Raw genomic sequence first — 20,311 nt, 5'->3', positions numbered from 1 at the left:
GGAACAATCTTGTCAGCGGTGCACGCCGAGCTGCGCCGTCACGCCGCCGTCGATCGGCAGCACGGTGCCGGTGATATAGGCGGCGGGCTCGCTCATCAGGAAGGCGGCGAGGCCGGCAACTTCTTCGGGTTTGGCGAAGCGGCCGGCCGGGATCTGCGCCTGCATCTTGTCGCGATAGGCGGCGTAGGGCGCCATCATGTCGGTGTCGACGAAGCCCGGCGCGATCACGTTGACGGTGACGCCGCGCTTGCCGGTCTCGACCGCGAGCGTCTTGGCATAGGAGATCAGCGCGCCCTTGGAGGCTGCATAGGCGGCGTTGCCGGGATTGCCGCGCAAGGCCGCGACCGAGCCGATCGCGACGATGCGCCCGGTGCGGGCGCGGATCATGTTGCGCATCAGGCTCTTGGCGAGGCGGGTGAAGGCCCAGAAATTGACCTGCATCGCGGCTTCGGCCTTGTCCTGTACCATCATCGCGGCAAGCGAATCATAGGGCTGGCCGGCATTGTGGACGAGGCCGAAATAGCTCTCGCCTTCGCGGGCTTCGCAGAAGGCGTCGAGCGCCTCCTTGTCGGAGAGGTCGAGCGGCAGCGCGGTAATCGTACGGCCAGGATGGGTCGCAGCAATATCCTCCGCCAGCGCCTTCGCCTGGTCGGCAGAGGAGCGGAAGGTGAAATCGACATCATGGCCGGCCGCGGCCAGCGCACGCACGATCGCCGCGCCGACGCCCTTGGCGCCGCCAGTGACGAGGATTTTTGTCATGCAGCCTCCGGAGGCGCCGTCAGCACGAGGCAGGTGTTCTGGCCGCCGAAGCCGAAGGAGTTCGAGATGATCGTCCTCACCTTCGCCTTGCGGGCCTCGTTCGGCACGACGTCGAGCGCAATAGCCGGGTCGGGATTGGCGTAGTTGATCGTCGGGGGGATCATGCCGTTGGCGATGGTCATGAAGGAGATCACCGCCTCGACGGCACCGGCCGCCGTCAGCGTATGGCCGATCATCGACTTGTTCGAGGAGATCGGCAGGCTCGCCATGCGCTCGCCGAAGACGGCGGCGCAGCTCATCGCCTCCATCTTGTCGTTCTCGGGCGTCGAGGTGCCGTGGGCGTTGATATAGTCGACATCGTCCGGCGTCAGCCCGGCATCGGCCAGCGCGTCCTGCATGGCGAGGATCGCAGGCTTGCCGTCCGGGCTCGAGCGGGTGCGGTGGAAGCCGTCGCCACGCTCGCCGCAGCCGGCGACGATGCCGAGAATGGTCGCGCCACGCGCCAGCGCATGGTCGTAGTCCTCCAGCACCAGGGCGCCTGCGCCCTCGCCCATGACGAAGCCGTCGCGGCCCTTGGAGAAGGGCTTGGCAGCGCCTTCCGGCGGGTCGTTCTGGGTTGACAGCGCCGAGAGCAGCGAGAAGCGGATTAGCGCCTCCGCATGGATCGAGCCGTCGGTGCCGATGCAGAGGGCGGCCTGGGTATCGCCCCGGCGGATTGCCTCGACGCCCATCTGGATCGCGGTCGCGCCCGAGGAGCAGGCGGTCGAGAGCGAGATCGGCGAGCCCCTGGTGCCGAAACGGTCGGCGATATGGTCGGCGACGCCGCCGAAGACGAAGAGCTCGTGCATCGCCCGGAACTGGCCAGTCGCGGCGGTGCGCAGCAGACCGTCATAATCGGCTTCGCCCGAGGTGGCCCGGGCCATCTCCTGCTTCTGCGGCCATTCCATCTCGACCGGCGGCACCGCCATGAAGAGCTCGCCGGGGAAATCGCCTTCCGTGCCGATGCCGCTCTGGCCGACGGCTTCCTCGGCCGCCAGCGTCGCGAGCTTCTCCGAGAGCTGAGGGGCCGTGAACGGGCCGTCGAACAGGAAATCGACGGTGCCGCCGATGCTGGTCTTCAGCCCCTCGGTCGGGAAGCGGTCGATGCGGTGAATGCCGGATTTTCCCGATGTCAGGGCCTGCCAGTTGACGTCCTTGCCCTGGCCGAGCGAGGTGACGACACCCAGCCCGGTGACGGCGATGAGCGGACGGCCCTTGGCGTCGCGATGCGTGGTCATGGCTTCAACCCTCACGCTTGAACGAGATGCGCGGCGCCTTCGCCGCGCCAATGGCCGGCGCCGGTGACGATCGCCTCCCTGGCCTGCCCGACTGACAGCGCGATCGCGGCGAGCGCCACCGAAACCGGGAAGGCCGCCTCGACGCCATGTCCGACCAGATCGCCGGCCGCGATGCGCTTGGCGGTCGGAGCGGCTGCGGCGATGGCCGCGGCTTCCTCGCCCGTGATCCCGGCGCAGCCGGTGGCGGCGGAGATGGCCAGTGCATCGCCGGCAATCGGGCCGAAGCCGGCCAGCAAGCCGTTCAGAGCGGTCTCGACGGTGCCGGCGGCACGGCGGCTGCGGGCGGCGCCGGCATGGCTCAGTTTCGCATAGGCCCTGGCGCTCCGCGCTGCGGCGCGCTCGGCCGATTCGAGAACGAGGAAGGCGCCGGCGCTGCCGGTGATCAGGCCTGGCGCCTTCTCGCGCTCGAAGACCGGCTTGAAGTCGTCGCGGTGCAGATAGCCGCCGAGCTCGAAGAGCAGCAGCATGTCGCGGCGCTCGGCATTGTACGCGCCGCCGACCAGCATCAGGTCGGACTGGCCCGACGCGATGCGGGCATGGGCCGTGCGGATCGCGTCGACGCCGGCCTGCTCCTCGCCCATGAAGGTGCGGGACGGACCGGTGATGCCGTGGACGATGCCGATATTGCCGGCGAGCAGGTTGGAGAGCTGCGCGAGGAAGAGCGTCGGCCGGAGATCGCTCATCAGGCGTTCGTTGAGGAAGGCGCCCGGCTCGCCCGCACCACGTAACCCTTCCAGGATGGTCGCATCGACGGCATGGTCGCGCTCGCCACCGCCGGCGGCGACGATGACCTGCAGGGCACTCTTCGCCTCGGTGTCGTCCTTCAGTGCGGCGGAATCGAGGGCGAGGCCGGCCGCGTAGACGCCGAGCCGCTGCCAGGGCTCCATCTGGCGCTGGTCGGATTTCTTCGGGATCTGCCTGTCCAGCTCCAGTGCAGCAAGCGGATGGACCGGATAGGGCTTGAAGCCTTCGGTATCGACGACCGGCGGGCCGCCTGCCGCGAGCGCGGCGGCATGCGTCTCGATGCCCTCGCCGAGGCTGGAGACGATGCCGATGCCGGTGATCACCACGTCGCGGCGGTTCATGGGGCGGGCTCCGGCGTCAGGCCGATTGTCTCGATGCGGCTGAGCATCAGCGCGCGCATATCGGCGGGGAAAGGCATCAGGCGGAAGCGCAGCTCGGCATCGCAGATCGGCTTGCCTGCGCTGGTCAGCTTCACCTTGGTCGCGGCGTAGCCGGAACCTTCGATCACCAGCTCGGCGCTGGTCTCCAGCTCAGTACGGGGCTCGACGAAGGTGCGGAAGCGCGCCTTGTCGACCGTCATCAGGAACGGCATCTGCGAGAGGCCGTTGAGGCCGAGCAGGAGATAGCCCGAGGCCTGCGCCATGGTCTCGGTCAAGAGTACGCCGGGCACCAGCGGGTGACCGGGGAAATGACCCTCGAAGACCGGGCTTTCGGCGGGGACGGTGGAGCGCGTCACGATGCGCTTCTGCGACGGATCGAAGGTCACGACCCTGTCGATCATGTCGAAATATTCGAGGCGCATGCGATCCTTGGCCTGATGAGCGCCAGAACGGCGCAAGGCCGCGGCACGGATCGGGTGATCCGCGCGACGGCCCCTATGCTCTATCGGGAGCGAAGCGCCGGCTCAAGTCCGGCGGTTCGGCGCAGGCGTCACGCCTTCTTGGCGGCGACGAGGTCGTCGATGCGCTTGCAGAGATTCTCGAGCACGAAATACTGCTCGGCCGGAGCCTTGCCCTCGTTGACTTCCTGCGTCCACTGCTCGAGCGGCAGCTTGATGCCGAAGGCCTTGTCGATCGCGAAGGCGATGTCGAGGAAGGCCAGCGAATCGATGCCGAGATCTTCGATCGCGTGGCTCTGCGGCGTGATCTTCTCCCGCGGAATATCGCAGGTTTCGGAAATGATGCCGGCGACCGTCTCGAACGTGGCGGACATGCTGCGGGTGCTCCCGTCTGGTATCGGTGATGGCGGACGACATCCGAGCGCGGGATATCGCCCTGCGCCTGCCCCAAGTCGCCACCGAGGATGACTGAACCGCCCCCTTACACTGCGGCGGGCGCGAGGACAACCGGGAGGCGTCCCCCATGCATCATGGCCGGCTTGCGCCGGCCATGACCTGTCTCGTTGCTGCGTTTGCGGCTTACGCGGCGAGGCCGCGCAGCACGTAATGCAGGATGCCGGCATTCTTGTAGTAGTCGATCTCGTCCAGCGTATCGATGCGGCAGAGGATCGGCACCTTCTTCACCGAGCCGTCGGCATAGGTGATCTCGGCTTCCATCATCTGGCGCGGCTTGACGTTGGCCAGCCCATGGATGGTGACCATCTCGTCGCCCTTCAGGTCGAGCGAAGCCCAGCTCGTGCCCTCCTGCAGGGTGAAGGGAACGACGCCCATGCCGACCAGGTTCGAGCGGTGGATGCGCTCGAAGCTCTGGGCGATCACCGCCTTGACGCCGAGCAGGTTGGTGCCCTTGGCCGCCCAGTCGCGCGAGGAGCCGTTGCCGTATTCGACGCCGGCGAAGATCACCAGCGGCACCTTCTCCGCCTGGTACTTCATCGCCGCGTCGTAGATCGGCAGCTCTTCCTTCGTCGGATAATGGATGGTGTAGCCGCCCTCGCGGCCGTTCGGGCCGAGCATGTGGTTGCGGATGCGGATATTGGCGAAGGTGCCCCGCATCATGACTTCATGGTTGCCGCGGCGCGTGCCGTACTGGTTGAAGTCGGCGACCGCAACGCCATGCTCGGTGAGATAGGCGCCGGCCGGCGAGGCCGCCTTGATCGAACCGGCCGGCGAGATGTGGTCGGTGGTGATCTTGTCGCCGAAGAGGCCGAGGATGCGCGCGCCCTTGATATCGGTGATCGCATCGGGCTTCCGGTGCATCCCCTGGAAATAGGGCGGGTTCTGCACATAGGTCGAATCGTCGTCCCAGGCATAGGTCTCCGAAGTCGGCGCATTCACCGCCTGCCAGTGCTGATCGCCCTTGAAGACGTCGGCATACTTGGCCTCGAAGATGGCGCGGGTGACGTTCTGCTGGATGAAGCTCTGGATCTCCTTGTTGGAGGGCCAGATGTCCTTCAGGTAGACGTCCTTGCCGTCCGAGCCCGTGCCGATCGGCTGCGTCGTCAGGTCCATCTGGACCGAGCCGGCGAGCGCGTAGGCGACGACCAGCGGCGGCGAGGCCAGGTAGTTCGCCTGCACGTCCGGCGAGACGCGGCCTTCGAAGTTGCGGTTGCCGGAAATGACGGCGCCCGCGATCAGGCCCTTCTCGTTGATCGTCTTCGAGATCGGTGCCGGCAGCGGGCCGGAATTGCCGATGCAGGTGGTGCAGCCGAAGCCGACCAGGTTGAAGCCGAGCTTGTCGAGATCGCTCTGCAGGCCCGACTTGGCGAGATATTCGGCGACGACCTGCGAACCGGGCGCCAGCGAGGTCTTCACCCAGGGCTTGACCTTGAGGCCCTTGGCGACCGCGTTGCGGGCGAGCAGGCCCGCCGCCATCAGCACCGATGGGTTCGAGGTGTTGGTGCAGGAGGTGATCGCCGCGATGACGACGTCACCATGGCCGAGATCGAAATCCTCGCCCTCGACCTCGACACGGCGCGAAAGCTCGGCGCCCTTCTTGTACTCGGTGTCCATCGCGGCAGCGAAGCCGGCCTTGACGCCGGAGAGATCGACGCGGCCTTCCGGACGCTTCGGGCCGGCCATCGAGGGCTGGACCGTCGAGAGATCAAGCTCCAGCGTGTCGGTGAAGACCGGATCCGGCGTCTCGCGGGTCGCGAAGAGGCCTTGCGCCTTGCTGTAGGCCTCGACCAGTGCGATGCGGTCGGACTTGCGGCCGGTGGTGGTGAGATAATCCAGCGTCTCGGCATCGACCGGGAAGAAGCCGCAGGTCGCGCCGTATTCCGGGCCCATGTTGGCGATGGTGGCGCGGTCGGCCAGCGTCAGGTTGTAGAGGCCGGGGCCGAAGAACTCGACGAACTTGCCGACGACGCCCTTCTTGCGCAGCATCTGCGTGACGGTGAGCACGAGGTCGGTCGCAGTGATGCCTTCCTTGAGCGAGCCGGTCAGCTTGAAGCCGATCACCTCGGGCAGCAGCATCGACTGCGGCTGGCCGAGCATGGCGGCCTCGGCCTCGATGCCGCCGACGCCCCAGCCGAGGACAGCCAGGCCGTTGACCATGGTGGTGTGCGAGTCGGTGCCGACGACCGTGTCGGGATAGGCGACCTCGACCTCGGCGCCGTCGATCGTCTCGTTGCGGGTCCAGACGGTCTGGGCGAGGTATTCGAGATTGACCTGGTGGCAGATGCCGGTGCCGGGCGGGACGACGCGGAAATTGTCGAAGGCGCCCTGGCCCCACTTGAGGAACTTGTAGCGCTCCGCGTTGCGCTCGTATTCGAGCTCGACGTTCTGCGCGAGGGCCTTCGGCGTGCCGAACTCGTCGACGATGACCGAATGGTCGATGACGAGATCGACGGGAACGAGCGGGTTGATCTTCTGGGCGTCGCCGCCGAGCGCCTTGACGCCGTCGCGCATCGCGGCGAGGTCGACCACGGCGGGAACGCCGGTGAAGTCCTGCATCAGCACGCGGGCCGGGCGGAAGCCGATTTCCTTGCCGGCGGTGCCCTTGTCGTCGAGCCAGGCGACGAAGCCCTCGATATCGGCCTTGGTGACCGAGCGGCCATCCTCGAAGCGCAGCAGGTTCTCGAGCAGCACCTTCATCGAGAAGGGCAGCTTCGAGATGCCGGCGAGGCCGTTCTTCTCGGCATCGGGCAGGGAGTAATAGGTGTAGGTCTTGCCGCCGGCGGTGAGCGTCTTGCGGGCTTTGAATGAGTCGAGCGAGGCCATTCGGGCTTGATCCTGATCAAGGGGTTGCGGTCGCGACCGACATGTCTTCAAGGGATACTGCCCTTGCGGACGATGCCGTTCGAAGGCCTAATGCGCATGACGCGCGCGCCGCCTCGGGAGTGCCCGAGCCCCGCGCCGGATCGGCGTGCGGCGTAGCCGCGGGTTCTATAGAGCAATTCCAAGAAGCGCGCTAGATGAACGAAATGAGCTCGAACGCATCTGCGGCAGCGCTGGCTTGAAACCCGCCTCCTTCCCACCGACCAGCCTTCACGCCGAAGATCTCGCCTGCCGCCGCGGCGGCCGATTGATCTTCGAAGGCTTGAGCTTTGTGCTTCGCCCCGGCGAGGCGATCGCGCTGACCGGCCGCAACGGCGCCGGCAAGTCGAGCCTGATCGCCATGCTTTGCGGGCGGCTGAGGCCTGATGGCGGCCGTATCCGATTGACCGGCTCGGAGGATGAGGCCGATCTCGCCGAGCTTTCGCATCTTGTCGGCCATCGCGACGGGCTCAAGACGGCGCTGACGGCGCGCGAGAATCTCGCCTTCGCACAGGATGTGCTGGGCGACGCCGCGGCGACGCCGGACGAAGCCTTGGCGGTGGTTGGGCTGGGCCATGCGGCGGAATTGCCGGCCGGCTATCTCTCGGCCGGGCAGCGGCGGCGCGTCGCGCTGGCGCGGCTTCTGGTCTCGCGCCGGCCCTATTGGCTGCTCGACGAGCCGCTTTCGGCGCTCGACACGGCTTCGCAGGCGATGGTCGCCGGGCTGATGCGCGATCATCTCGCCGAGGGCGGTGCGATCCTGGCGGCCACCCATGGTCCGCTCGGGATCGAGGGTGCGCGCGAAGTCAGGATCGGGCCATGAGGCGCGCTTTCCTGGCGATCCTGAAGCGCGATCTTGCCGTTGCGAGCCGGGCCGGCGGTGGTGGCGAGCTGGCGCTCGTCTTCTTCCTGACAATGGTCGTGCTCGTGCCCTTCGCGCTCGGGCCCGATCTCAACCTGCTCTCGCGGATCGGCCCGGCGATCCTTTGGCTGGGGGCGCTTTTGTCTGTCCTCATCGGGCTCGATCGGCTGTTCCAGAGCGACGAGGAGGACGGTTCGCTCGACCTGATCCGGGCTTCCGCCCTGCCGCTCGAACTCGCGGTGCTGGCCAAGGGGCTGGCGCATTGGCTGACGACGGGCCTGCCTCTGGCGCTGGTCTCGCCGTTGCTCGGTTTGCTGGTGGCGTTGCCGGGCGAAGGCGTCCTGCCGCTGGTCGCGACGCTTCTGGTCGGCACGCCGGCCTTGAGTTTCATCGGGGCGGGCGGAGCGGCACTTGCCGCAAGCCTCAGGCGGGGTGGGCTGATCGTGCCTGTGCTGGTCGCGCCCTTGACGGTGCCGGTCCTGATCTTCGGTGTTTCCGCTGCCAATGCGGCTGTGGGGGGCACCGTGCCCTTCCTGACGCCGTTCCTGATCCTGTGCGCGATCTCGCTGGGTGCGATCGTGGTGGGCACGGTGGCTGCGGCGGCAGCCCTGAGATCGGCCGAATAGGCGGCTCAGTCGCGCTGGGGTGCCTGCGGCGCAAACTCGATCGGGTAGCCGCATTGGGTCGCGAACTTGGCGACGGATACCGCGATATCCTCAAGTGCGACGTTCCGCTCGACAAACGCGCGGCGGATTTCCTCGGCGGTGGCGTTGACGTCAAGGACGAGCACCTCGTCGATTTTGCTGCGCACCTTCGTCTCGACGGCGCGCTGCATGTCCTCCGACAGCTTGATCAACATGGTCGATCCTCCTGCAGGCAAGCTAGCGCGGCGTGCTGCCGAAAGCAATGCGGATTCGATAAATAAACGAATTAATTCAATAGTTTAGCAAGATAATAAATTGCAGGAACTGCTGCTGATGACGGCACCGGCGCAGGCTCTTGCATCCCAGTCCCAGGCGCTGTTATCGTCACTTACTCATTTTGATGTGGTTGCAACAAAATGCCATCCGAAGAACGGGGCGAACGCCTCCAGATCATGCTCAACCAGGACGAGTTGCGGGCCCTGGAAAACTGGCGATTCGACAAGCGCATGCCGAGTCGGGCGGCGGCCGTGCGCGAGCTTCTGCGGCGGGGTCTGGCGGCCGAGGGGTTCGATCTGGCCGGCGAAGGCATCCGGTCCAAGCAGTTCGGTATCGTCGACAAGGGCGGCGCGGATGCCTCGGCAGACGAGGATGCCTAGCCGAAGCGTGATTGTCGCATCCCTCAAGCATGCATTGCTTGGAACCCGTCGAGATTGCTAAAGCTGCGCTCATGGCGCTCAAGCCCCCGCAATTGACATCGCCGGCATCATGGCCAGCCTGATCGACCTCGCCAATCCGACGCGCTTCATGCGTTTCTCGGCCGTAGTGCTGCCGTGGCTTGCCGCCATTGCAACACTGCTGATCGTCGTCGGGCTCTATCTCGCCTGGTTCAAGGCGCCTGCCGATTACCAGCAGGGCGAGACCATCCGCATCATGTTCATCCATGTGCCGGCCGCCTGGCTCGCGATGATGTTCTATTCGATGATGGCGCTCTCGGCGCTCGGTACGCTGGTCTGGCGCCATCCCCTCGCCGATGTCGCGCAGAAGGCGGCGGCCCCGATCGGGGCCTGCTTCGCGCTGGTCTGCCTGGTTACCGGCGCGCTCTGGGGCAAGCCGATGTGGGGCACCTACTGGGTCTGGGATGCGCGGCTGACATCGATGCTCGTGCTGTTGCTGATCTATCTCGGCCTGATCGCGCTCTGGCGGGTGCTGGACGAGCCTTCGCGGGCGGCGCGGGCTGTCGCCATCCTGACGCTGATCGGCTTCGTCAACGTGCCGATCATCAAGTTCTCCGTCGACTGGTGGAACACGCTGCACCAGCCGGCCTCGGTGCTGCGCATGGGCGGGCCGACGATCCATCCCGCGATGCTCTGGCCGCTCCTGATCCTGGCGGTCGGCTTTACGCTGATGGCTCTGTCGCTGCACATGGTCGCGATGCGCGCCGAGATCATGCGCCGGCGCGTGCGGACGCTGACCATCCTCGAAGCCGAGCGGCTCGACCGGCTGGCGGCGCAGGGAGTGCCGGCATGAGCGGCTTTCTCGACGCAATCGGGCCGCATGCCGGCTTCATCCTGGCCTCCTATGGCGCGGCGGCGCTCGTTCTCGCCGGGCTGACGCTGGCGATCCTGCGCGATCATGCCGCCCAGAAGCGGGCGCTCGATGCGCTGGAGCGGCGCGGCGCCGGCCGCCGTTCGGGCCGGGAGGCGGCATGAGCCAGACTGAGGCCGCACCGCAACGGCGCTCGCCGCTGGTTTTCCTCGCGCCGCTGATCATTTTCGGCGGGCTCGCGATCGTCTTTGGCATCGGGCTGTTCAGCGGCGACAAGAGCAAGGTGCCCTCCGCCCTGATCGGACGCATCGCACCGACGATCGCGCTCGCGCCGTTGGAGGGGCTCCAACGGGACGGCAAGCCCGTGCCGGCCTTCGGCAATGCCGATCTCGCGAAGGGAAAGGCGACGCTGGTCAATGTCTGGGCGAGCTGGTGCGCGCCCTGCCGCGTCGAGCATCCCGTACTGATGGGCCTCGCCGAAACCGATGCGGTGAAGCAGGGCAAGGTCGCTCTCGTCGGGATGAACTACAAGGACGAGGCCGAGAATGCGCGCCGATTCCTCGGCGCGCTCGGCAATCCGTTCTCGGCGGTCGGCGCAGACCGGGCCGGGCGCGGCGCGATCGAGTGGGGCGTCTACGGCGTGCCTGAGACCTTCGTCATCGGGCCGGACGGCCATATCCTGGAAAAGCATGTCGGCCCGCTCGACCAGGCGGCGGCGAGCCGGCTGCTGCAGCGGGCGCTGAAGGCGCGCTAAACTGCTGTCATGCTCGGCTTGGCCTGAGCATCTCATGCCGAAAAGGGCGATTTATCCTGACAGAGATTCTCGGGTCTGCGCTTCGCTTCGCCCGAGAATGACGTGCGTGTTCCCGCACGCCGCCTTCTTCAGGCCGCTTTGCGGCTGCCGACCAGGCTCTGGAACAGGCCGCGCCCGTCGGTGCCGCCGACCAGCGAATCGATCAGGTTTTCCGGGTGCGGCATCAGGCCGAGCACGTTGAAGCCGGGCGAGTAGATGCCGGCGATGTTGTTGAGCGAGCCGTTCGGGTTCGCTGCCGGGGTCACGTTGCCCTGCTCATCCGCATAGCGGAAGGCGACGAGGCCCTCGCCTTCGAGGCGCGCGAGCGTCTCGGTATCGGCGATGTAGTTGCCTTCGCCATGGGCGATGCAGACATCGATCGCCTGGCCCTTGGCATAGGCGCTCGTATAGGGCGTGTCGTTGCGCTCGACCTTCAGATGCTGGCGCTTGCAGACGAATTTCAGATGGGCGTTGCGCACGAGGATGCCGGGCAGGAGCCCCGCTTCGCAGGCGATCTGGAATCCGTTGCAGATCCCCAGCACATAGCCGCCGCGGGCGGCATGGGCGCGGGTCGCGTCCATGATATGGGCGCGGCCGGCGATGGCGCCGGTGCGCAGATAGTCGCCATAGGAGAAGCCGCCCGGCAGCACGACGAGGTCGGTCCCATCGGGCAGTTCGGTATCGCCGTGCCAGACATGATTGACCTCGGCGCCGGCCTGCTTCAGCGCCTTGGCGACGTCGCCGTCACGGTTGGAGCCGGGGAAGGTGATGACGGCGGCTTTCATCGCTCAGGCTCCGATCTCGACGCGGTAGTTCTCGATCACGGTGTTGGCGAGGAGCTTTTCGCAGGCGGCCTTGAGGGCGGCTTCCGCAGCGGCCTTGTCCGAGCCCGAGAGCTCGATGTCGAAGACCTTGCCCTGGCGCACCGACTCGACGCCGGCGATGTCGAGCGACTTGAGCGCGCCCTCGATCGCCTTGCCCTGCGGATCGAGCACGCCGTTCTTCAGGGTGACGGTGACGCGGGCTTTCATGGGGTTCTCCGAGCGCGGGCTTTATCGGGGTGCTTTAGAGGCGAATCGGGGCGGGCTCAACCGTTTCCCGCGGTTTCACGTGAATCAGCGGCTGCGCCAGGCGGCCTGGGCATCGCGGCGAGCGGCCTCGGCCGTCTCGCTCACGGCGAGGGCCAGAACGAGACGGTCGCTTTCGCGGCCATAGATGATCGCGGTGACGGCCTGGCGATCCGTCCTGTCGAGCGAGCGGATCGTGACGAGAACGCCCTTGGCTTCGGTCGAATCGATGCGGGCGACATCGGTCGCGCTGCGGGCTTCCGGTTTCGCATCCGGCTTCTTCTTCTGCTTGCGCTGCGCCTTGCGGCGCTCGGCCGCCTTCGCTGCCGCCAAGCGGGCGAAGGCCTGCCCGAGGCTCGCCGGACTTTCCGACAGGGCCTTTTCCATGTCGCGGGCCTGATCGCCTTCGAGGGCGATGACCGCGGCGAAGCCCTGCCGCGTGCAGCTGTCGCGCGGGCAGAACACCATCGAGCGGGCTTCGAGCCCGTCGTTCAGCACCCAGGAGCCGATCGGCAGGGGCTCCCAACCCTGCGAGGCCGGCAGGTCGGCAATGCCCGGCCCGAAATGATGCGAGCAGGCGCCGAGCAGGAGGCTACTCGCAAGAAGCAGGGCCGCGACATGAAAACGGGAGCGCATGCGCTCCCGTTTCATTCGCAATCGTGGCCGTGCGATGGCGCTCACTGCACCAGGCGCGGGCCGGCCGGACCGGGGTTCTCGTTCTCGCCGAGAATGCCGAGGCGGCGGGCCACCTCGGAATAGGCCTCGATCAGGCCGCCCATGTCGCGGCGGAAGCGGTCCTTGTCCATCTTGTCCTTGGACTTGATGTCCCAGAGACGGCAGGAATCGGGGCTGATCTCGTCGGCGACGACGATGCGCATCATCTCGCCTTCCCAGAGGCGGCCCGTCTCCATCTTGAAGTCGACGAGGCGGATGCCGGCGCCCAAGAACAGGCCGGAGAGGAAGTCGTTGACGCGGATGGCGAGCGCCATGATGTCGTCGATCTCCTGCGGCGTTGCCCAGCCGAAGGCGGTGATGTGCTCTTCCGAGACCATCGGGTCGCTGAGCGCGTCGTTCTTGTAGTAGAACTCGATGATCGAGCGCGGCAGCTGCGTGCCTTCCTCGAGCCCGAGGCGCGTCGCCAGCGAACCGGCGGCGATGTTGCGCACAACGACCTCGAGCGGGATGATCTCGACCTCGCGGATGAGCTGCTCGCGCATGTTCAGCCGGCGGATGAAATGCGTGGGCACGCCGATATCGTTGAGATTCGAGAAGATGTGCTCGGAGATGCGGTTGTTGAGCACGCCCTTGCCGTCGATCACTTCATGCTTCTTGGCATTGAAGGCGGTGGCGTCATCCTTGAAATGCTGGATCAGCGTACCGGGCTCGGGTCCTTCATAGAGGACCTTCGCCTTGCCTTCGTAAATGCGACGGCGGCGATTCATGGGTATGTACCGTGGCTTGAGGAAATCCAAAGGTCGGCCCTTCTCTGGACGCGATGGGGTCGCGGCGGGATCTGGCCCCTGTTCTGTTCTTGCCGGCGTCGTCGGCCTGTCGGACTCGGCGGGTGCGAATCCAGCGGCGGCAACGGTGCCGGTTGCGTGCGGAAACACCGGAGGTGGCCCCGCGCCTGCTATATGGAGCCTCCGCGCCGCAAACGCAACAAACCGGCATTTGCGTGCCTGCGGACGCTTAAAGACCGCTGAAGACACGGATCGAGGCTGGCCCTCGCTCGACCGGCGACCTATATGATTGAACGGTATTTCCCCAGACGAGGACATGGACGCCGCATGACGACCTTCGACCAGCGCAAGGACGCCTACGAGAACAAGTTCGCCCATGACGAGGAGCTGCGCTTCAAGGCGACCGCCCGGCGCAACAAGCTGCTCGGGCTCTGGGCTGCCGAGAAGCTCGCCAAGAGCGGGGCGGATGCCGAAGCCTATGCCAAGTCGGTCGTCGTGGCCGATTTCGAGGAGGCCGGCGACGAGGACGTGGTGCGCAAGGTCAAGAACGACTTCGCGCTCGCCGGGATCACCGTCGCGGATACCGAGATCCGCACCGTGATGACCGAGCTGCTGATCAAGGCGGCCGACGACATCCAGGCCGGTCGGTAAGTTACACCTGCCGGGCGCATCCCGGTTGACGCAGGACGTCTCTGAAACGGGCGCATGGGCGCCCGTTTGCTTTTCCGGCTCCGCACTGGTCAACCTTGCGTCGATGGCCGCGACGTCCGAAGCGCGGCTTCGAACCGGATGAACGCACCATGGCCAAGCCCACCGTCCTGTCCTCCCTTGCCGATCGCTTCGCCAAAGGGGACAGCATCGTCTCGGCCTGGTGCGGCCTGCCGGACCCCTCCGTCTCGGCGACGCTCGCGCAGGAGGATTTCGATACGATCACGCTCGACATGCAGCACGGGCCGATCACGCTGGCCGAGGTCATCCGGGCGATTCCGCTGATCAACGCTGCCGGCAAGCCGGTGGTGGCCCGCATCGCGGTCGGCGAGTTCCAGAACGTCTCGAAGCTGTTCGACAGCGGCGTCTCCGGCGTCATCGCACCGATGATCAACACGATGGAGGACGCCCGCCGCTTCGCGGCCTATGCCAAGTATCCGCCGATGGGCGAGCGGAGCTGGGGCAGCTACGGGGGCCTGAGCGCCTCCGGCCTCGACCAGAACAGCTATCTGAAGGAAGCGAATCGCTTCTCGCTGACCTTCGCGATGATCGAGACCCGCGAGGCGATGGCGATCGTCGACGACATCCTGGCGCTGGACGGGATCGATGCCCTGTTCGTCGGGCCGTCCGACCTGTCGATCGCGCTGTCCGGCGGGGCGAAGGTCGATGCGACCGCGCGCGAGGTCGATGAAGCGCTCAAGCATGTCGTCGCCCGCGCCTCGGCGGTGAACAAGCCGGTCGCGTTCTATTGCGCGACGGCGGAGCGCGCCAAGCAGGGCCTTGCCATGGGCGCGCGCATGGTCACCGTGATGAGCGATTCGTCGATGCTGCGCGCCGCCGCACAGACGGCGCTGAAGATCACGCGGAGCTGATCCCGGATTTCCGCTTCGCCCCCTCCGGGATGACCCGCGTTTCCACGCGAGGGCGTGATGCTCAGGCGTTGATGCCCTCGCGGCGCTTCAGCAGGGCATAATCCGCCCAGAGCAGCCGCGCCGCGACGCCGCGCCAGGGGCGCCAGGCCTCCGCCATCGCCTGAAGCTCGGCCGGTTTCGGGCGAGCGCTCAGACCGAAGGCGTGGCGGGCGGCTTCCTGGATGGCGAGGTCGCCGGCCGCGAAGCCGTCGCGATGTCCGAGGCAGAACAGCAGATAGACATCGGCAGTCCAGGGACCGATGCCCGAGATCGCTGTCATCTGCGCATGGACCTCCTCCGGAGAGGCGTGTTCGAGCGCCTCGAAGGCGAAGCGCCGCTCGACCAGTGCGCTTGCGAGCGCGAGCAAGGTCCGCTGCTTCGGCCGCGACAGGCCGGAGAGGCGCATATCATCATCCGTCGCGGCCAGCACGCGCTCCGGCGTCAGCGGCACGAAGACCGCGGCGAAGCGGTTCCAGACGGCCCGTGCGCTGGCGACCGACAATTGCTGCGAGACGATGATCGCGGCGAGGCCGGGAAAGCCGCCTTCGCGCAGTCTCAGCGGCGGCAGGCCGGTGCGCGCGACGATCGGCTGCCAGTCCGGGTGGAGGGCGACCAGCGCGGCCATCCCCTCCTCGAGATCGGCATTGGATGTGATTCTCTCGATCATGGTCCCGGTATCGATGGCAGAGGCGACGGGTTTCGTCAGCAGGGAGCGGCTTGGCGCAGGTGCGCGCAATCCCTAGACAGGAGAGATGGCGTCCGCTCCACCCGATTCCAGCCGGCCGGTTTTCCGCTTCGCTCCGAGCCCGAACGGCCGCCTCCATCTCGGCCATGCGCTGTCGGCCCTGACCAACGAGGCGCTGGCCCGGCGTTTCGGCGGGCGCCTGCTATTGCGGATCGAGGATATCGACCTGACACGGTGCCGGCCGGAATTCGTCGAGGGCATCGAGACGGATCTGGGGTGGCTGGGCATCGGGTTCGAGCCCGGCTTCCGCCGGCAATCCGCGCATTTCGACGATTATGCCGGAGCGCTGGCCAGTCTGCGCCAGCGCGGGCTGATCTATCCCTGCTTCTGCTCCCGGCAGGAGATCCGCAACGCGGTCGTGGCCCGGGAAGCGGTCACTGGACGGCCCTGGCCGGTCGATCCCGATGGCGCGCCGCTCTACCCTAATCTCTGCAAGGTGCTCGGTCCGGACGAGGCGGAGCGGCGTATCGCGGCCGGGGAGCCGCATGTGTTGCGCCTCGACATGGCGGCGGCGATCGCCGCGGCGGGGGGATCATTGGGCTATACGGTGTTCGATGCGGATGACGTCCGGCACGTTGTCCAGATCGCGCCGGAACGCTGGGGCGACGTGGTGCTCGCCCGCAAGGACGTACCGACAAGCTATCATCTGGCTGTCACTGTCGATGATGCCTTGCAGGGCGTGACCCATGTCGTGCGTGGCCGCGATCTGGAAGCGGCGACGGATGTCCATGTCCTGCTGCAGCATCTGCTCGGCCTGCCGACGCCGCTCTATCACTTCCATCGCCTGCTGCTCGACGATGACGGGCAGAAGCTCGCCAAGAGCCGGGATTCGCAAAGCCTCGCGGCGCTCCGAAACGATGGCGTCACCGCGGCGGATATCCGCCGGCAGCTCGGCTTCGCCTGAAGAACTCAGCCGACGCCGAGGAAAGTCAGCCAAGCCGCGGTCGAGAACAGCGAAAGCAGGGTCGAGAGCGTGATCGCGCTCGATGCATCGGCCACGCCCTGCCGGTAGCGCTCGGCGAAGAGATAGGCGTTGATCCCGCAAGGGCAGGCGGCGAACAGCACCGCCACCCCGGACCAGTGGGCCGGCATCTCGAAGACCCATGTCGCCAGCCAATAGACCAGGAGCGGATGCAGGCCGAGCTTCAGCCCGCTCAGCACCGTCGGCAGGGCGAGCCCCGATTCGAGGCCGTAGCGGCGCATGGCGATGCCCAGGCTGATGAGCGCGCAGGGCACGGCGGCGCCGGCGAGCAGGTCGACCAGCGTCCAGACCGGCGTGGGAATGAAGGCGACGATCGGGCGCACCGCCGAGCCCAGGATGATGCCGATGATGATCGGATGGGTGAAGAGGCGCTTGATCAGCAGCGGGATCGAGGCCGAGCGTCCCTCCGCCAGCAAGGTCGCTGCCGTCATCGTGACCGGCAGATGGACGGCGAGCAGCAGGCCGAGCGGCACGGCGCCGGCATCGCCATAGGCCTTCAGGATCATCGGCACGCCGACGAAGACGGTGTTCGACTGCGCGGCGGCAAAGCCGGAAACGACAAGCTCAGGCCCTTTGCGGGCAAAGAACCGGGAGGCGATGACCATGGCCAGCGCCCAGACCACGGCGAGGCCGGCGAAATAGGCGACCCAGTACCCCCATGGCTGGGTCAGGGGAATGTCGGCCTTGGCGAGCGTGCGGAACAGCAGGCAGGGCACGGCGAGGACGAAGACGAAATCCGACAGACCCTCACCCGTGGTCTCGCGGAGGAGCTTCGTCCAGCGCGCGAGATAGCCGAGGCCGATCAGCCCGAAGACGGGCAGGACGACGAGGAGGGAAGCGACCATGGCTTCGGAACTCGCGCGATAGAGGAATGCCTGCTTCCGCGGTGTCCGCTTGCGCGCGTACTGTCAAGTTGCTGAAGCGCAGCGGGCGGCGGAACGCCCTGCCGTCATGCGCTCAACGCAATTGAGCGAGCGTGCCGCCGGCTTTCTCGATCAGGCTGCGGATCTCATCGCGCTGGCGCTTGAATTCGGCCAGCGTCGTACCCTGCAATTCGCGCCCGCGCGGCACGCGGATCTTCATCGGGTTGACGAAGTTGCCGTTGACCAGGACCTCGTAATGCAGGTGCGGACCGGTGGAGAGGCCGGTGGTGCCGATATAGCCGATCACCTGGCCCTGGCGGACCTTGGCGCCCGGCACGATGCCGGCCGCGAAGTTCGATTGATGCGAATAGGTGGTGACATAGCCGTTGGCGTGCTGGATCTCGGTATGCTTGCCGTAGCCGGAGGACCAGCCGGCTTTGAGCACGGTGCCGTTGCCGGCGGCAAGAATCGGCGTGCCGATCCGGTTCGCCCAGTCGATGCCGGTATGCATCTTCGAATAGCGCATGATCGGGTGGTAGCGCATGCCGAAGCCGGAGCGCAGCTCGCCATCGGCGACCGGCTTGCGCAGCAGGAACTTCTTGAGCGATTTGCCCTCGTCGTCGAAATACTCGATCAGCCCGTCATCGGGCGCCTGGTAGCGGAAGACCCGGCGCGCCTCGCCATTGACGGTCAGGGTTGCGGACAGGATCTCGGCACGCTCGCCTTCATCTTCCTCGGTGAAGATCACCTCCAGATTGTCGCCGCCATGGACGCGCTGCTGGAAATCGAGATCGTAGGAGAAGATCCGGACGAGCTCGTCGACCAGCGGCCGCGGCAGATCGTGCCGCGCGCCGGTCTCGTAGAGGCTTTCGTAGAGCCGGGCGCCGCCTGAACCCTCATCCTCGTCGCCGTCCTCGGTATTGCGCCGCTGCGGCTTCTGCGGACCGACCACATCCTGGCGCGGCAGGTCGACCGGCACGAAGGCGCCCTTGTCGTTCATCGCGATCGTGCTGTCGGGCTGGCCGTTGCTGAGCAGCGAGATGCGCATGATCTGGCGGGAATCGCCGGGGCGAGGGCCCGGCGCGTAGAGCACCTGCAAGACCTGGCCATCGGGCAGGGCCGAGGTGCGGACCTTGCCGCCGAAGGCGGTGATCATCGCGCGGATCTGCTCGGGGGCGACGCCGGCGCCGCGCATGACCTGTTCGAAATTCTCGCCGCGCTTGGCCATCAGCAGCTTGTCCTCGACGAGGGGCTCGCGCGAAGCCGGGATCGGCGTCTTCGGTGCGTTGGTCAGGTTCTCCGGGACGACGCGGACCTCGATCCCCGAGAATCGGGTATCGGTCGCCGGAGCATAAGCCAGGAGGTCGGTGCCCGGCGCCGCCGCACCGGTCAGCGTCCGGCTGAGCATCAATTGCGGCGGGATCGGCAGCGCACGCTGGCGACCGGAATTCGCCATGTTGGCGCGCTCTTCCTCGATCTGGGAGATCACTTCGGCATCGCTGAGCTGTGGCTTGCCGGAGGGCAGGGTCAGATCGTCGAGGTCGCGCTTGACGATGGTGACGTCGGCATCCGGCATGTCCTGGGCCGGCTCGGCATAGCGCTCTTCGGGCTGCCCGCCTTCGGCGAAGAGGCGAAGCGGGTTGAAGGGCGGGATATTGGAAGCGTAGACGCCGGTCGTGAGCGACAGATTGGAAGCGAGGCGGACGAAGGGCCGGACGCGGATGACCTCGCGGTCGCCGGTCCGCTGGGACATCGGCGCCCGCATGGCATGGCGCGCCGACATGACCGGCTGGTCGGTGACCAGCTTGTCGGCCTTGCGGGCCCCGCCGCCATCGCCCGCGGCCGAGGATGCGCGGATGGCGACCGTCTCGGGCTGCTCGGGATAGCTGGTGTCGCCGCGCATCGCCACGAGGATCGCAGCGCCGAGCAGGGCTGCGCCGCAGGAGCCGACGAGGGCGCAGGCAAAAAGCCAGCGCAGCGAGACGCCGCGACGGTCGAGCGGCTGCTGGCGCGAGTCGCCGGGCTGGATCGGCGGCTCGATGCCGAGATCGACCAGCAGGGCCGCCGCCTCGGGGGCAAGCGGCTCGACCGGCTGTGCGAACTCGGGATGGGCGTTCATATCGTGGCGGCTGCTTCTTGCGGGCTGTCTCGAGACCTTGGTGGCAACTCCGCACAGCGAAGGCGCCCTGAGCGCGTCCTGACGAAAGCGCGCCAGGACCATGCCCGCGCCGGAAGCCGGAATCAATCCGCTCGGTCGTGGACGATCTCCTCTGCGGAGAGATTGCGGCTGTTTTGGGAAACGGCCTGTGCGGCCTTCGCGGGATCCCGCGCGATGCTTGCGCGCGCATGCCCACACGTACTGAATACCGGCTTTCCAAGCGCCGGCTCATCGATCGGAAAAGGCAAGGCGAGCGAGGCGGGACATCCAGGCTTCTCGATCCCCCGGTCCTTGCCTGGCAAAATCTGCGCGCGCCGACAGCGGCAGAGCAAGCTAGCTGCGGCGGGCAAAGCCAAGCCCGGTGCCGAACCTGTCCAAAACCCCAGGAAACAGGCTCTCCAGGCGGGTTTTGGCAGCCTCGGGAAAAAGAAACGCGCTTCGTCAAAAAAACTTCATCGAGCGTGTTGACTTCCAATCCGGGCCTGGCCTATAAACCGGCCATCGAGACGGCGCCGCCGCTGAGCGGCGCCTCTTCTGCGCTTCCTAAGGACGCTGAGGCTGATGCCGGTTCGCCGGACGG

The 20,311-nt window shown here is 66.8% G+C and carries 24 protein-coding genes; 10 read left to right on the top strand and 14 right to left on the bottom strand.

The genetic code is table 11. The features are described from left to right. Positions 1-12 precede the first annotated feature (12 nt). From BLQ70_RS24075 to acnA, 6 genes are all read right to left on the bottom strand, one after another. Positions 13-759, bottom strand: a complete 747-nt coding sequence (locus tag BLQ70_RS24075) for an SDR family oxidoreductase (RefSeq protein ID WP_091862506.1) — start codon at positions 757-759, stop codon at positions 13-15. Further along, the gene (locus BLQ70_RS24070) at positions 756-2,036 is read right to left on the bottom strand and encodes a beta-ketoacyl-ACP synthase (RefSeq protein WP_091862503.1); all 1,281 of its coding nucleotides are present in this window, start codon (positions 2,034-2,036) and stop codon (positions 756-758) included. Before BLQ70_RS24070 ends, BLQ70_RS24075 begins: the two co-directional genes overlap by 4 nt. Positions 2,037-2,047: 11 nt before the next feature. Further along, positions 2,048-3,181 (bottom strand): beta-ketoacyl-ACP synthase, encoded by a 1,134-nt coding sequence (locus BLQ70_RS24065; protein WP_091862500.1) that lies wholly within the window; start codon positions 3,179-3,181, stop codon positions 2,048-2,050. Further along, positions 3,178-3,642: a 3-hydroxyacyl-ACP dehydratase FabZ family protein gene (locus BLQ70_RS24060; RefSeq protein ID WP_061966522.1), complete on the bottom strand. Its 465-nt coding sequence runs from the start codon at positions 3,640-3,642 to the stop codon at positions 3,178-3,180. The genes BLQ70_RS24065 and BLQ70_RS24060 overlap by 4 nt, the downstream gene beginning before the upstream one ends. Positions 3,643-3,770: 128 nt before the next feature. After that, complete coding sequence (locus BLQ70_RS24055) at positions 3,771-4,052, bottom strand: acyl carrier protein (protein ID WP_047580420.1); 282 nt, start codon at positions 4,050-4,052, stop codon at positions 3,771-3,773. Between the two features lie 205 nt (positions 4,053-4,257). Continuing rightward, entirely contained in the window at positions 4,258-6,957 is a 2,700-nt protein-coding gene (acnA, locus tag BLQ70_RS24050) for an aconitate hydratase AcnA (protein ID WP_091862497.1), read from the bottom strand. A 235-nt stretch (positions 6,958-7,192) separates the two neighbouring features. Here acnA and ccmA point away from each other — a divergent pair, with 235 nt between their 5' ends. Next, the gene (gene ccmA, locus BLQ70_RS24045) at positions 7,193-7,816 is read left to right on the top strand and encodes a heme ABC exporter ATP-binding protein CcmA (protein ID WP_061966524.1); all 624 of its coding nucleotides are present in this window, start codon (positions 7,193-7,195) and stop codon (positions 7,814-7,816) included. After that, positions 7,813-8,481, top strand: coding sequence for a heme exporter protein CcmB (gene ccmB / locus BLQ70_RS24040; protein WP_061966525.1), 669 nt, complete (start codon positions 7,813-7,815; stop codon positions 8,479-8,481). The genes ccmA and ccmB overlap by 4 nt, the downstream gene beginning before the upstream one ends. 5 nt (positions 8,482-8,486) lie before the next feature. Here ccmB and BLQ70_RS24035 read toward each other — a convergent pair whose 3' ends face one another. Beyond that, positions 8,487-8,714 (bottom strand): hypothetical protein, encoded by a 228-nt coding sequence (locus BLQ70_RS24035; RefSeq protein ID WP_061966526.1) that lies wholly within the window; start codon positions 8,712-8,714, stop codon positions 8,487-8,489. A 201-nt stretch (positions 8,715-8,915) separates the two neighbouring features. Here BLQ70_RS24035 and BLQ70_RS24030 point away from each other — a divergent pair, with 201 nt between their 5' ends. From BLQ70_RS24030 to BLQ70_RS24015, 4 genes are all read left to right on the top strand, one after another. Beyond that, on the top strand, positions 8,916-9,155 hold the full coding sequence (locus tag BLQ70_RS24030; protein ID WP_061966527.1) for a hypothetical protein: 240 nt from the start codon (positions 8,916-8,918) through the stop codon (positions 9,153-9,155). Between the two features lie 109 nt (positions 9,156-9,264). After that, on the top strand, positions 9,265-10,026 hold the full coding sequence (locus tag BLQ70_RS24025; RefSeq protein WP_091862492.1) for a heme ABC transporter permease: 762 nt from the start codon (positions 9,265-9,267) through the stop codon (positions 10,024-10,026). After that, entirely contained in the window at positions 10,023-10,208 is a 186-nt protein-coding gene (ccmD, locus tag BLQ70_RS24020) for a heme exporter protein CcmD (RefSeq protein WP_091862489.1), read from the top strand. The genes BLQ70_RS24025 and ccmD overlap by 4 nt, the downstream gene beginning before the upstream one ends. Further along, positions 10,205-10,798, top strand: coding sequence for a DsbE family thiol:disulfide interchange protein (locus tag BLQ70_RS24015; RefSeq protein WP_091862485.1), 594 nt, complete (start codon positions 10,205-10,207; stop codon positions 10,796-10,798). The genes ccmD and BLQ70_RS24015 overlap by 4 nt, the downstream gene beginning before the upstream one ends. Before the next feature lie 128 nt (positions 10,799-10,926). Here the strand turns inward: BLQ70_RS24015 and purQ are convergent, their stop codons facing one another. The 4 genes from purQ to purC form a co-directional block, all read right to left on the bottom strand. Then, positions 10,927-11,622 carry a phosphoribosylformylglycinamidine synthase subunit PurQ gene (gene purQ, locus BLQ70_RS24010; protein WP_091862482.1) on the bottom strand — a complete coding sequence of 232 codons (696 nt, stop codon included), beginning with the start codon at positions 11,620-11,622 and terminating at the stop codon, positions 10,927-10,929. A 3-nt stretch (positions 11,623-11,625) separates the two neighbouring features. Then, entirely contained in the window at positions 11,626-11,868 is a 243-nt protein-coding gene (gene purS / locus BLQ70_RS24005) for a phosphoribosylformylglycinamidine synthase subunit PurS (protein ID WP_061966532.1), read from the bottom strand. Between the two features lie 84 nt (positions 11,869-11,952). Beyond that, positions 11,953-12,540: a hypothetical protein gene (locus tag BLQ70_RS24000; protein WP_091862479.1), complete on the bottom strand. Its 588-nt coding sequence runs from the start codon at positions 12,538-12,540 to the stop codon at positions 11,953-11,955. 41 nt (positions 12,541-12,581) lie between these two features. Then, positions 12,582-13,376: a phosphoribosylaminoimidazolesuccinocarboxamide synthase gene (purC, locus tag BLQ70_RS23995; protein WP_061966534.1), complete on the bottom strand. Its 795-nt coding sequence runs from the start codon at positions 13,374-13,376 to the stop codon at positions 12,582-12,584. Between the two features lie 315 nt (positions 13,377-13,691). On the opposite strand from purC, the gene BLQ70_RS23990 reads away from it, so the two are divergent. Continuing rightward, on the top strand, positions 13,692-14,015 hold the full coding sequence (locus BLQ70_RS23990; RefSeq protein WP_061966535.1) for a DUF1476 domain-containing protein: 324 nt from the start codon (positions 13,692-13,694) through the stop codon (positions 14,013-14,015). Positions 14,016-14,164: 149 nt separating this feature from the next. Next, the gene (locus BLQ70_RS23985; RefSeq protein ID WP_091862476.1) at positions 14,165-14,944 is read left to right on the top strand and encodes an HpcH/HpaI aldolase family protein; all 780 of its coding nucleotides are present in this window, start codon (positions 14,165-14,167) and stop codon (positions 14,942-14,944) included. A 61-nt stretch (positions 14,945-15,005) separates the two neighbouring features. Here the strand turns inward: BLQ70_RS23985 and BLQ70_RS23980 are convergent, their stop codons facing one another. Next, entirely contained in the window at positions 15,006-15,650 is a 645-nt protein-coding gene (locus tag BLQ70_RS23980; protein ID WP_091862473.1) for a DNA-3-methyladenine glycosylase family protein, read from the bottom strand. 85 nt (positions 15,651-15,735) lie between these two features. Here BLQ70_RS23980 and gluQRS point away from each other — a divergent pair, with 85 nt between their 5' ends. Further along, the gene (gene gluQRS, locus BLQ70_RS23975) at positions 15,736-16,632 is read left to right on the top strand and encodes a tRNA glutamyl-Q(34) synthetase GluQRS (RefSeq protein ID WP_091862470.1); all 897 of its coding nucleotides are present in this window, start codon (positions 15,736-15,738) and stop codon (positions 16,630-16,632) included. A 5-nt stretch (positions 16,633-16,637) separates the two neighbouring features. Here the strand turns inward: gluQRS and BLQ70_RS23970 are convergent, their stop codons facing one another. Both BLQ70_RS23970 and BLQ70_RS23965 read right to left on the bottom strand, forming a co-directional pair. After that, entirely contained in the window at positions 16,638-17,555 is a 918-nt protein-coding gene (locus BLQ70_RS23970; protein WP_091862467.1) for an AEC family transporter, read from the bottom strand. A 112-nt stretch (positions 17,556-17,667) separates the two neighbouring features. Continuing rightward, positions 17,668-19,692, bottom strand: a complete 2,025-nt coding sequence (locus tag BLQ70_RS23965; protein WP_091862462.1) for a M23 family metallopeptidase — start codon at positions 19,690-19,692, stop codon at positions 17,668-17,670. A 137-nt stretch (positions 19,693-19,829) separates the two neighbouring features. On the opposite strand from BLQ70_RS23965, the gene BLQ70_RS25870 reads away from it, so the two are divergent. Further along, a partial coding sequence (locus BLQ70_RS25870) for a hypothetical protein (protein WP_210184348.1) occupies positions 19,830-20,311 on the top strand: 482 nt, incomplete at its 3' end.

It is taken from the genome of Allobosea robiniae (assembly GCF_900102525.1).
In the GTDB taxonomy this organism is placed as follows: domain Bacteria; phylum Pseudomonadota; class Alphaproteobacteria; order Rhizobiales; family Beijerinckiaceae; genus Allobosea; species Allobosea robiniae.
This window is presented reverse-complemented; position numbering and strand designations above follow the sequence as displayed.